General features: G+C 73.4%; 11 protein-coding genes. 8 read left to right on the plus strand and 3 right to left on the minus strand.

The window, feature by feature from the left end:
* Positions 1-89 precede the first annotated feature (89 nt).
* Entirely contained in the window at positions 90-779 is a 690-nt protein-coding gene (locus NV263_RS16010) for an acetoacetate decarboxylase family protein (protein WP_263247078.1), read from the minus strand.
* 218 nt (positions 780-997) lie between these two features.
* On the opposite strand from NV263_RS16010, the gene NV263_RS16015 reads away from it, so the two are divergent.
* The 4 genes from NV263_RS16015 to NV263_RS16030 are packed head-to-tail and all read left to right on the plus strand — an operon-like array spanning position 998 to position 4,838.
* Positions 998-1,999 (plus strand): zinc-dependent alcohol dehydrogenase, encoded by a 1,002-nt coding sequence (locus tag NV263_RS16015; RefSeq protein WP_263247079.1) that lies wholly within the window; start codon positions 998-1,000, stop codon positions 1,997-1,999.
* Between the two features lie 18 nt (positions 2,000-2,017).
* Positions 2,018-3,664: a sodium:solute symporter family protein gene (locus NV263_RS16020; protein WP_263247080.1), complete on the plus strand. Its 1,647-nt coding sequence runs from the start codon at positions 2,018-2,020 to the stop codon at positions 3,662-3,664.
* Positions 3,665-3,706: 42 nt separating this feature from the next.
* A complete protein-coding gene (locus NV263_RS16025; protein WP_263247082.1) occupies positions 3,707-4,024 on the plus strand; it encodes a hypothetical protein in 318 nt (105 codons plus the stop codon).
* Entirely contained in the window at positions 3,978-4,838 is an 861-nt protein-coding gene (locus NV263_RS16030) for an SMP-30/gluconolactonase/LRE family protein (protein WP_263247083.1), read from the plus strand. The genes NV263_RS16025 and NV263_RS16030 overlap by 47 nt, the downstream gene beginning before the upstream one ends.
* Before the next feature lie 6 nt (positions 4,839-4,844).
* Here NV263_RS16030 and NV263_RS16035 read toward each other — a convergent pair whose 3' ends face one another.
* Positions 4,845-5,852 (minus strand): bile acid:sodium symporter family protein, encoded by a 1,008-nt coding sequence (locus NV263_RS16035; protein ID WP_263254214.1) that lies wholly within the window; start codon positions 5,850-5,852, stop codon positions 4,845-4,847.
* Positions 5,853-5,964: 112 nt separating this feature from the next.
* Here NV263_RS16035 and NV263_RS16040 point away from each other — a divergent pair, with 112 nt between their 5' ends.
* The 3 genes from NV263_RS16040 (at position 5,965) to NV263_RS16050 (ending at position 8,814) form a co-directional block, all read left to right on the plus strand.
* Positions 5,965-6,822: a LysR substrate-binding domain-containing protein gene (locus NV263_RS16040; RefSeq protein WP_263247084.1), complete on the plus strand. Its 858-nt coding sequence runs from the start codon at positions 5,965-5,967 to the stop codon at positions 6,820-6,822.
* Positions 6,823-6,902: 80 nt separating this feature from the next.
* Positions 6,903-7,841 (plus strand): beta-ketoacyl-ACP synthase 3, encoded by a 939-nt coding sequence (locus tag NV263_RS16045; protein ID WP_263247085.1) that lies wholly within the window; start codon positions 6,903-6,905, stop codon positions 7,839-7,841.
* A gap of 67 nt (positions 7,842-7,908) precedes the next feature.
* On the plus strand, positions 7,909-8,814 hold the full coding sequence (locus NV263_RS16050) for a YihY/virulence factor BrkB family protein (protein WP_263247087.1): 906 nt from the start codon (positions 7,909-7,911) through the stop codon (positions 8,812-8,814).
* A 256-nt stretch (positions 8,815-9,070) separates the two neighbouring features.
* On the opposite strand, the gene NV263_RS16055 is transcribed toward NV263_RS16050, so the two are convergent.
* Positions 9,071-9,916 carry an alpha/beta hydrolase gene (locus NV263_RS16055; protein WP_263247089.1) on the minus strand — a complete coding sequence of 282 codons (846 nt, stop codon included), beginning with the start codon at positions 9,914-9,916 and terminating at the stop codon, positions 9,071-9,073.
* 374 nt (positions 9,917-10,290) lie between these two features.
* On the opposite strand from NV263_RS16055, the gene NV263_RS16060 reads away from it, so the two are divergent.
* The gene (locus tag NV263_RS16060; RefSeq protein ID WP_263247091.1) at positions 10,291-11,550 is read left to right on the plus strand and encodes an MFS transporter; all 1,260 of its coding nucleotides are present in this window, start codon (positions 10,291-10,293) and stop codon (positions 11,548-11,550) included.
* Positions 11,551-11,671: the final 121 nt, after the last annotated feature.

Consider the following 11,671-nt stretch of genomic DNA (forward strand, 5'->3'; position numbering starts at 1 on the left):
CCTTCGTCAAGCCGTGCACCCCGCTCAACGGTTCGGCGCGCCCCCGCATTCCCGCTGCGCTGCGAGCGGCCTGACGGCGGCCCGGGGCGCTACGACCGGGCGCAGGTCTCCGCGTCCTGGAACTCCATCGCGAGGTTGTCGATGGTGCTGGTGAGCAAGGCGGTGCGGGGCAGGCCGAGCCGGGCCAGCTCGTCGGCGACCGGGTGGTCACCGAGCCGGATCCGGGCGCCGCCGGGGCGACCGCGCAGCCCGCTCGGGCGCACCGTCCACGGGATCCGCCGCGTGGTCCCGTCCAGGTGGGTGTAGGCGTCGACGGCGGCGATCCCGCCGGGCACCGGCAGACCGCGCCGGACCAGCAGGTCGACGACCAGGCGGCCGTCCTGGCGGACGGTGCACCGCCGGACCGGGCCGTCGGACCGCAGGTCGATGTCGGCCATGCACTTGGGGAAACCCCAGATCGTCCGGCCCGCCTCCAGCGTGAACGACTGGTCGACGGGCAGCCGGTGGATGAACGCCCCCGGTCGCCGTCCGCGCGGGGCCCGGACGAGGAAGGCCACCGCGAACTCGTGGTAGCGGCCCAGGTCGCCGTCGACGTAGCGGACGAACGCCAGCGAGCACAGCGCCCGCCCGGGCACCGGTTCGACGACGTCGAGCCCGGAGTGCTCGATCGTCGACCGCGCGACGCGCGCGGGTACGGCGAACATCACCGAGCACGCGCTCGCCTCGCGGACGCGCACGGGCATGTCCACGCACCTGCCCTGCACCAGGTGACTCGACATCACCTGAGTGAAACACGTTCCGCTGATGATGTCCACGACTTCTCGCCTCTCGAAGACGCTTCTCCACGTCATTCCAGAACGCGTTCTCGCCACTGGCGAGTCCATTCACAGTGGACCTGGGCCCCGGTCGCGTCCGATCAGCCGCTTGACCGGGTCACGAGATCGGCCTAACTTCTCGAACAACGTCCGACTGGTCGAACAAGTGCCCGGGAGGCAGCGTGGATCCGCGTGCCGTGGTGATCGACCGACCGGGCAGCCTGCACGTCGTGGCGCGCGAGCCCGGCGAACCGGGCCCCGGCGAGGCCCTGGTGCGCGTGGCGTGGAGCGGGATCTGCGGCTCCGACCGCGAGATCCTCGCCGGTGGGCGACCAGAGGGGTTCGTGCGCTACCCCGTCGTGCCCGGCCACGAGTGGTCCGGCACGGTCGCGGCGGTCGGCGCCGGGGTCTCGCCCGACCTGCTCGGCAGGCCCGTGGTCGGCGAGGGATTCCGGTCGTGCCAGGAGTGCGACGCGTGCCGCCGCGGTGAGAACAACCTGTGCGCCGCCGAGTACGACGAGACCGGCTTCACCCGCCCCGGCGCCTGGGCGGACTTCCTCGCCCTGCCCGCCCGGTTGCTGCACGTGCTGCCGGACGGCGCCGACCTGCGCGCCGCCGCCGCGCTGGAACCCGCGGCCTGCGCGGCCGAAGCCTGCCTGCGGCTGGCCGCCGTCGCGGGCGACCGCGTGGCCGTCGTCGGCGCGGGCGCCCTCGGGTTGCTCGGTGCGCAACTGCTGGCCGCGGCGTCACCGGCCGAACTGGTCGTCGTCGACCGCAACCGCGAGCGCGCCGAGCTGGCCGAGTCCTGCGGAGCGACCGGCTTCAGCACCCCGGAGGCGGCGCCGCACGGCCGCTTCGACGTCGTGCTCGAAGCGGCGGGCGCACCCGGCACCGCGCGGCTGGCCACCCGGCTGGCCAGGCGGGGCGGCCGGGTCGCGCTCACCGGGCTCGCCGCCGAGGACGACCAGCCGCCGGCGCCGACCGAGCTCGTGCTGTCCGCGCTGGCGGTGACCGCCGTGTTCGGCGCGCCGTCGCGGGCCTGGACGCACGCGGTGCGCGCCTTCGCCGCGGGCGCGCTCGACCCGGCCCGGATCACCGGCCGGACCTACCCGCTGGAGGACGCGGCCGCGGCGCTTCGCGCGCACGCCGAACAGGACGCGGTCAAGGTGCTGTTGCACCCGTGACGAGAAGAGGTGCGTGACATGGGCGGACTCCGCCTGGCGTTGGGCCCGGTCGACTACGTGGTCCTGGGCGCGTACTTCGCCGTGGTGCTGGGCATCGCGTTCGCGGCCAGGCGCAGCGTCCGCAACAGCCTGGACTTCTTCCTGTCCGGGCGGTCGCTGCCCGCCTGGGTCACCGGACTGGCGTTCGTGTCGGCGAACCTGGGCGCCACCGAGATCCTCGGCATGGCCGCCAACGGCGCCAAGTACGGCGCCTACACCGTGCACTGGTACCTGATCGGCGCGATCCCGGCGATGGTGTTCCTCGGCCTGGTGATGATGCCGTTCTACTACAACTCGAAGGTGCGCAGCGTCCCGGAGTTCCTGCTGCTGCGGTTCAGCCGGTCCTCGCACCTGCTCAGCTCGGTCATCTTCGCGGTCGCGTCGATCCTCATCGCCGGGGTGAACCTGTACGCCCTGGCGATCGTGCTGCGGGCGCTGCTGGGCTGGCCGTTGCCGCTGTCGGTGGTCACCGCCGGGGTGTTCGTGCTGGCCTACATCGTGCTCGGCGGGCTGTCCTCGGCCATCTACAACGAGGTGCTGCAGTTCTTCGTCATCGTCGCCGCGCTGGTGCCGCTCACCGTGCTCGGGCTGCTGCGCGTCGGCGGCGTGTCGGGTCTGGTCGAGCGGGTCACCGACACCCGCGGAGCGCAGTTCCTCACCGCGTGGGGCGGCACCGGGTTCGGCGAGCCCAACCCGCTGGACGCGAACTGGCTGACGATCACGCTCGGCCTGGGGTTCGCGGTCTCCTTCGGGTACTGGACGACGAACTTCGCCGAGGTGCAGCGCTCCCTGTCGGCGAAGAACCTCTCCGCCGCGCGCCGCACCCCGCTCATCGCGGCCTTCCCCAAGATGTTCATCCCGGCGATCGTCGTGGTGCCCGGCATCATCGCCGCCGCCGTGGAACCGGCGCTGGGCCGCGGCGTGCAGTACAACGACGCGATCCCGCTGCTGATGCGGGACCTGCTGCCCAACGGGGTGCTCGGGCTGGCCGTCACCGGGCTGATGGCCTCGTTCATGGCCGGGATGGCGGCCAACGTCTCCAGCTTCAACACGGTGTTCACCACCGACATCTGGCAGGCCCACCTGATGCCCGGCCGCGACGACGCGCACTACCTGCGGGTGGGCCGGGTGGTCACCGCCGTCGGCGTGGTGATCGGGATGGGCACCGCGTTCATCGCGGCGTCGTTCAGCAACATCATGGACTACCTGCAGACCCTGTTCTCATTCTTCAACGTGCCGCTGTTCGCGACGTTCATCCTCGCGCTGTTCTGGCGGCGCATGACGGCACGGGCGGGTTTCTGGGGTCTGCTGGCCGGAACCGTCGCACCGATCGTGTTCTACAGCCTGTACCAGGCGGGCGTGGTGCCGATCCACGCCGACCAGGGCGCGAACATGGTGGGCTCGCTGGTCGCCTTCGTCGTCGACGTCGGCGTGAGCGTGCCGGTCTCGCTGGCCACCGCGCCGAAACCGGACGCCGAACTCGCGGGACTGGTCTACACGCGCTCGGCGGCCCGGGACCCGGGCGTCGCCGAACCCGGCGACCAGGCGTGGTACCGCCGACCGGCCGTGCTGGGCTGGTCCGCGCTGGTGCTGGCGGCGCTGTGCTACGTCCCGTTCAGCCTCTGACCGTTCGCCAGGTCCGCAGGACCGCCCCGCCAGGAGGACTCGATGAGCGACCACACCCGGCACGCCGCGCACGTCGCCGAACTGGAGGCCCGGTCGGCGAGCAGGTCGAGGCTGTTCGACGTGCGCACCGTCATCGGCGGCCTGTTCGTCTTCTACGGCGTGCTCATCGGCGGTGCCGGGCTGTTCGCCGACGACGCGGTGCTGCGCAAGGCGCAGGGCGTGAACATCAACCTCTGGACCGGGCTCGGCATGCTCGCTCTGGGCCTGGCCTTCCTGCTGTGGAGGGCGCTCCGGCCGCTGTCGGGAGAACCGCATGACGCACGCCGAACAGATCACCGACCCGCTGGCCCACCACGGTGAGGGCCCGGTCTGGCACCCGGGCTGGCCCGGCCTGCGCTGGGTGGACATGCTCGCCGGGGACGTGCTGACCCTGCACGCCGGCACCGGAGCGGTCACCCGCAGCCACGTCGGCTCGGTCGCGGCGGCGCTGCGGCCCTGCCGGGGCGGTGGCGCGATCCTCGCCGTCGAGCGGGGTTTCGCGTTCGCCGACGACGCCCTCCAGCGGGTGCGGCCGCTGCCCGAGCTGTGGTCGGACCCGGGAGTGCGGATGAACGAGGGCGGCTGCGACCCGGACGGCCGGTTCTACTGCGGGTCGATGGCCTACCGGGAGACGCCCGGCGCCGGTGCGCTGCACCGCATCGACGGGCACGGGCGGGTCACGACCGTGCTGTCGGACGTGACGATCTCCAACGGCCTGCACTGGAGCCCGGACGGCACGACCGCGTACTACGTCGACACCCCCACCCAGCGCGTCGACGCCTTCGACTACGCCGACGGCGCGCTGCGGCGCCGCCGACCGCTCGTGCACGTCCCGGCCGAGCGCGGCGCCCCGGACGGGCTGACCGTCGACGCCGAAGGCTGCCTGTGGGTCGCGTTGTGGGGCGGGGGTGCGGTGCACCGCTACCGCCCGGACGGTCGCCTCGCTGAGGTGCACCCGGTGCCGGCTCCGCGCGTCACCGCGTGCACCTTCGGCGGGCCGCGGCTGGACGAGCTGTACGTCACGACGTCCCGCGTGTCCACCGACCTCGACCGCCACCCGGCGGCCGGGGCGGTGTTCCGCCTGCGCCCGGGCGTGCGGGGCCTGCCGGTCCTGCCCTACGTCCGCGCGGGCTGACCCGGTCTACTCGGCGGTGGCGGGCTGCGGCGCGGCGGATTCCGGAGCGGGCCGGGCGGCCAGGCGGCGGGCGATGGCGGCGCAGACGAGGAGCTGGAGCTGGTGGAACAGCATCATCGGCAGCACCATCAGGCCGAGCCCGGGCCCGGCGAACAGCACGTTGGCCATGGGCAGCCCGGAGGCCATGCTCTTCTTCGAACCGCAGAAGACGATGGTGATCCGGTCGGCGGTGCCGAACCCGAGCCACCGCGACACCAGGCTCGTCGTCAGCAACACGGCGGCCAGCAGGACGGCCTCCACCACGAACAGCACGAGCAGCTGCTGCGGGGCGATCCGGTGCCACACCCCGGCGACCACGCCCTCGCTGAAGGCCGTGTAGACGATGAGCAGGATCGAGCCCCGGTCGTAGCGGCCGAGCGCCGCGCCGTGCCGCTGCATCCAGCCCCCGATCCACCGGCGCGCCAGCTGCCCGGCCAGGAACGGGATCAGCAGCTGCACCACGATGTCCACGACGGACGCGGCGGAGACCCCGCCCCCGGCCCCGCCGAGCAGCAGCGCGACGAGCAGCGGCGTGAGCACGATGCCGAGCAGGCTGGACAGCGAGGCCGAGCAGATCGCCGCCGCGACGTTGCCGCGCGCGGTCGAGGTGAACGCGATCGAGGACTGCACCGTCGAGGGCAGCGTGCACAGGAACAGCACGCCCAGGTACACCGGCTGCGCGAGGACGCCCGGCACCAGCACGGCCAGCGCGAGTCCGAACGCGGGGAACAGCAGGAAGGTGCTCGCGAACACCGTCAGGTGCAGCCGCCAGTGCCGCAGGCCCGCGAGCGCGTCCTGCGGGGACAGCCGCGCCCCGTACAGGAAGAACAGCAGGCCCACCGCCACCTTGGTGAGCACGTCGAACCCGTCGGCCACCCAGCCGCGCGCCGGCAGCACGGCGGCGAGCGCCACGGTGCCGAGCATGGCGACCAGGTACGGGTCGGGGCGGAATCGGGCGGGCAGGCTGCCGAGCATGGTCCTTCTTCGGTCGGTGTGACGTTCGCCCACCAGTCTCGACCGTCGCGCGGTGATGGTGAACCCCGATGACCGTGTTGACTGCTATCGCACTTCGCGATAAGCAGGCGGGGTGTTCGACCCCACGCTGCTGCGCACGTTCCTCGCCGTGGCCGGAACCCGGAGCTTCACCCAGGCCGCGCAGCGCCTCGGGGTGCGCCAGTCGACCGTGAGCCAGCACGTGCGCAAGCTGGAGGCGGCCGCCGGGCAGCAGCTCTTCCTGCGCGACACGCACTCGGTGGAGCTGACCGCCGACGGCGAGGCGATGGTCGGCTTCGCGCACGGCATCCTGCGGGCCCACGAGCGCGCGGCGAACTACTTCGCCCGCTCGGACCTGCGCGGCCGGGTCCGCTTCGGCACCTCGGAGGACTTCGTGCTCTCCCGGCTGCCGGAGATCCTGCGGGAGTTCCGGCGCAGCCACCCGCTGATCAGCGTGGAACTCACCGTCGGGCTCAGCGGCACGCTGCACGAGCAGTTGCGCGACGGCGAACTGGACCTGGTGTTCGGCAAGCGGCGTCCCGGGCAGACCCACGGGCAGCTGGTCTGGCGGGAGCCGCTGGTGTGGATCGCCGCCGAGGACTTCTCGCTGGACCCGGCCCAGCCGATCCCGCTGATCCTCTACCCGCCGCCGAGCATCAGCCGGGTGCAGGCCCTCGACGCGCTCCAGCGCCACGGCCAGTCGTGGCGGATCACCTGCACCAGCGCCAGCCTCAGCGGGCTGCGGGCCGCTGCGCTGGCGGGGCTGGGGATCACCGCGCACGCGCGCAGCCTCATCCCGCCGGGACTCGCCCCGCTGCGCCCGCGGCGAGGGCTGCCCGAGCTCGGGGAGGTCGAGTTCGTCCTGCTCGGCGACGCGTCCCGGGGCCCGGCCGGGGCGCTCGCCGCGGCCATCCGGGGCGGCGCCGAACGGCTCCACCAGCCGATGACCTGAACCGCGGTTCGCGCTGCGCGCGGCGGCGGGCGCGGAGGAGGATCGGGGCGTTCCGCGCACCGACCGACGAAGAGGTCGCCATGGCACGCATCCCCGGCGCGCGCATCGCAGCCCTGGGCCACCACCTCCCCGACGCCGTGTTGACCAGCGAGGACGTCGGTCGCCGGGTCGGCGTGGCCCCGGAGTGGATCATCGCTCGCACCGGCATCCGCCGACGGCACCGCGCCGCGGCGGACGAGACGGTGGCCGACATGGCGACCGCGGCGGCCCGGCACGCGCTGCGGCGCCTGCCCACCGCGCCACCGCTGGACGCGGTGATCGTGGCGACCTCGACCGCGGAGTCCCCGATGCCCGCCGTCGCGGCCCGGGTGGGCGCCCGCCTCGGTCTCGACGAGCCCGTGGCGTTCGACGTCAACGCCGCGTGCGCCGGGTTCTGCACCGCGCTGGCCGTCGCCGACGGCCTGGTGCGCGCCGGCGCCAGCGCCGGAGCGCTCGTGATCGGCGCCGACCGCCCGACGGCGTGGCTGGACTGGGCGGACCGGGACACCGCCGTGCTGTTCGGCGACGGGGCCGGTGCCGCCGTCGTTCTCCCGCACACCGAGCGCGCGATCGGCCCGGTGCTGTGGGGCAGCCTCGGGGAGCGCGCCGACGCGGTCGGCATCGACCCGGACACGCGCACGCTGCACCAGCAGGGCCGGGCGGTGTACCGGTGGGCCACCGGGCTCGGCCCGATCGCGCGCCGGACCTGCGAACGCGGTGGCCTGCCCCCGGAGAAGCTGGCGGCCTTCGTCCCGCACCAGGCGAACCTGCGCATCATCACCGCGCTGGCCCGCTCACTCGACCTGGACGCCGAGGCGGTGGCCACCGATGTCGTCGACACCGGCAACACGATCGCGGCGACCGTCCCGATCGCGCTGTCCCGGCTGGTCGAGCGCGGCGGCGCCGGGCCCGGCGACACCGTCCTGCTGTTCGGCTTCGGCGCCGGGCTCAGCTACGCGGGTCAGCTCGTGACCCTGTGAGGCGCCCCCGGCACCGAGGTGATCTCCTCTTGGCGAGCACGAACCGGCGAAGGCGGGAGGAGACCGGGTGCGCAGCGCGAGGTGGTGGCTGACCGAGTCGGCACCGGCGAGGTTGGTCGCGGGCACGGTCCGCACCGGCTCCCAGCAGCGGATCACCGGACTGGCCGGGGAGGCTGCGTTCTTCGCGGTGCTCTCGCTGCCGCCGCTGCTGCTGGGGCTGGTCGGGCTGCTCGGCTACCTCGCCGAGGCGCTCGGCCGGGACACCGTCGGACCGGTCCGCGAGGCGCTGCTGACCTCCTCGACCACCGTGCTGTCCCCGCAGGTGGTCACCACCGCCGTCCAGCCGACGCTGGACGAGGTGCTCGGCAGGGGCAGGGCCGGGCTCAGCATCGCGGCGTTCGTGGTGGCGCTGTGGTCCGGCTCCCGCGTCCTGGACGTCTACATCGACACCATCACGGTGCTGTACGGGCTGTCCGGGTACCGGGGAGTCGCGCGCCAGCGCCTCATGTCCGCGCTGCTGTACACCGTCGGACTGGTCGTGGGCGTCGCCCTGGTGCCGCTCGTGGTCGTCGGTCCGGACGTGGCGGCCCGGCTGCTGCCCGGGCTGGGCGCGCTCGCGCACCTGGTGTACTGGCCCGTCGTCCTGCTGCTGTCGGTGGCCTTCCTGAGCACGCTGTACCACCTGGCCATCCCGGTGCGCACGCCCTGGCTGGAGAACCTGCCCGGCGCCGTGGTCGCGCTCGCCGCGTGGATCGGCGGCAGCATCGCGCTGCGCGCCTACCTCGGCCTGTCCCTCCAGCACAGCCCGGTCTACGGCTCGCTGGCCGCGCCGGTGGCCGTGCTGCTGTGGTTCTACGTCACCTCCCTGGCGGTGCTCGTCGGCGCCACCATCAACGCCGAGCTCGACCACCTCCGCCCGCACCGGACCACCGCGCGCACCCGCGCCGCGGCGGAGACCGAACTCGCCCGGTGAACCGCGCCTCGCCGCCTGCCTGGCGAACCTGCTCCCGGCCGCGGTGAGCGCTCTCGCGGCACCGCTGCCCGGAACGCGGGCCCTGAGTGCCTGTCTTTGAACTTGCTCCCGGAAGGGACGTGGCAAGCGGCGCCAGCCGCTTTCTCTTTCGGTGAGTACGCAAGCAACCGGCACCGCCACGCAAAAGGAGTTCGAAGACAGGCTCTGAGGTTCCGCTCCCGACACTGCCACCCAAAAAGAGTCCGAAGACAGACCCTCAGCCGAAGACGACCGCGCGGGCCGCGGCGAACAGCGGCGAGCCGGGGTCGGCGAACGCGGCGGCGGAGCCGATGTGGTCGGTGTCGGGCAGTTCGACGGCGGCGGACCGCGCGCCCACCGCGTCCAGCGCGCGCAGCAGTCGGCGGCCCTGGTCGGCGAAGAGGTCGTCGCTCTGGTCCTTGCGGTTCGGCTCGGGGACGCCGAAGGAGACCACCGTGCGCCCGGGGGCGCGGGTGACGTGGCGGGCCGGGCTGATCCGGGCGAGCTCGCGGGTGTCGCCGAGGTCGGCGACCCCGCTCATGCAGACCGCCCCGGCCACCGGGAACGGCAGGTCCGCCGCGGCGGGCCAGTCGGTCATGGTGACCATCGCGGTCAGGTGCGCACCGGCGGAGTGCCCGGCGACCACCACGCGTCGCGGGTCGCCGCCGTAGCGCGGCGCCGCCTGCTGCACCCAGGCCACCGCGCGGGCGGCGTCGTCCACGGCCTCGGGGATCGTGTGGTCCGGTTCCAGGCGGTAGCCGCAGGAGATGAACACCGCGCCGGCCTCCACCCAGGGCAGCGCGAAGTGGTCGTAGAACGCCGGGTGCCCCTCCCGCCAGCGTCCGCCGTGGAAGTACACGACGACTGGACAGCCCGACGCGCCGTCCGGGTGGAGGACGTCGGCCAGGTGGTACGGGTGCGGACCGTAGCGCTCGTCGGCGTGCGGGACGCGGGCGCGCACGCGCTGGCGGGCGGCGAGCGCCGAGCGGTAGAAGCCGCGCCAGTCCGGGTGGTAGTCCTCCGGGTGGGCGCAGCTGGCGAAGTCGGAGCTGTCGATCGCGCGCGCCTCGTCGGGAAGCGGCATTCGGGCGTCCTCTCGATCGCGGGACAGAGCAGCCCCATGATCACCCGCTCCCGGGCGGCGACCAAGATGCGCGCGCTCCGCGCACACCGCTGCGGTCCACATCCCAAAACCCTCACTCGAATGGGTTACGAAATCCCCGCACTGCTACGCAGAGTGTTTCGATTCACGCCTCTCGGGTTGGACATGACTTCGATGGGGCGCCGAGACTGGATTCCAGACAGCCGCAGCAAGGACGACGCCGCCCGCGACTGTCCTTCTTTTCGATCGACGACTGGATCGATCCACTGCCGCGCCACGAGGACTCCCGGCCCCGCACCGCGCGCGGCGATCACCTCCCGACAGCACCGCACCACCCTTCCCCCGAGAGGAGAACTGTGCCCATCGCGCTGCTCGCGCTCGCCGTCGGAGCCTTCGGCATCGGCATGACGGAGTTCGTCATGATGGGCGTGCTGCCGCAGGCGGCCGCCGACCTCGGTGTCTCGATCCCCACCGCGGGGAACCTGATCACCGCCTACGCGCTGGGAGTGGTGATCGGCGCTCCCGCCCTGACGGTCCTGGGCGCGCGCCTGCCCCGGAAAACCCTGCTCGTGCTGACGATGAGCATGTTCACCGTCGGCAACGCGCTGTTCGCGTTCGCCCCGACCGCCGACTTCGGCATGGCGTTCCGGTTCCTGGCCGGACTCCCGCACGGCGCGTTCTTCGGCGCCGGCGCCGTCGTGGCCGCCGGCCTGGCCGGTCACGGCAAGCGCGCCAAGGCGGTCTCGATGATGTTCATGGGACTGACCCTGGCCAACGTCGTCGGCGTGCCGCTCGGCACGCTGCTCGGCCAGCACTTCGGCTGGCGGGCCACGTTCGCCGTGGTCGCCGCCGTCGGCGTCGCCGCGATCGTCGCGATCGCCCGCCTGGTGCCCCACCAGGGGAGGCCGAGCCCGAAGCAGGCCGCCGTGCTCGAACAGGTCGCGGCCTTCCGGCACCCGCAGGTGTGGCTGGCCCTGTCCATCGTGACCTTCGGCCTCGGCGGGACGTTCGCCTGCCTGAGCTACCTCAGCCCCGTGCTCACCGAGGTCTCCGGCTACTCCCCGACCGCGATGACGATGCTGCTGGCGCTGGCCGGGCTGGGCATGACGGTCGGCAACTTCGTCGGCGGCCGGATCGCCGACCGCGCGCTGATGCCGGGCGTCTACGCCGCGCTGATCGGCATCGCCGCGGTGCTCGCCGCGTTCACCATCACCTCCGGCAACAAGGTGACCGCCGCGGTGACGGTCTTCCTCATCGGTGCGCTGGGCTTCATGGTGGCCCCGATCATGCAGGCGCTGGTGATGAAGAAGGCGGCCGGGGCGCCGTCGCTGGTGTCGGCGGCCCTGCAGTCGGCCTTCAACATCGCCAACTCGATCGGCGCCTCGGCCGGTGGCCTGGCCATCGCCCACGGCTTCGGGCTGCTGTCGCCGAACGTGGTCGGTTCGCTGCTCTCGCTGCTCGGCCTGGCGCTGGCCGTGGTCGCCGGAGTCCTGGACCGCTCCGGCCGCCGCGAGCCCGCGACCGAACCCGCCGAGCCCGTCACCGAGCCGGTCGCCGAGGAGGCGCCCGCGGAGCCGGTGCGCCCGACCCCGCGCCCGGAGCTCGTCCCGGCCTGACCCGGCGGGGCGATCCCCCGAGCGCCCCGCCGCCCGCCCGGGAGCCATTCGTCCTCAGTGGACAGATGGCTCCCGGGCTCTTCTCCCGCGAAATCGCGCGACAACGACCGGGTTGATCGCC

The sequence above is a fragment of the Saccharopolyspora rosea genome, assembly GCF_025643595.1.
GTDB lineage: Bacteria > Actinomycetota > Actinomycetes > Mycobacteriales > Pseudonocardiaceae > Saccharopolyspora > Saccharopolyspora rosea.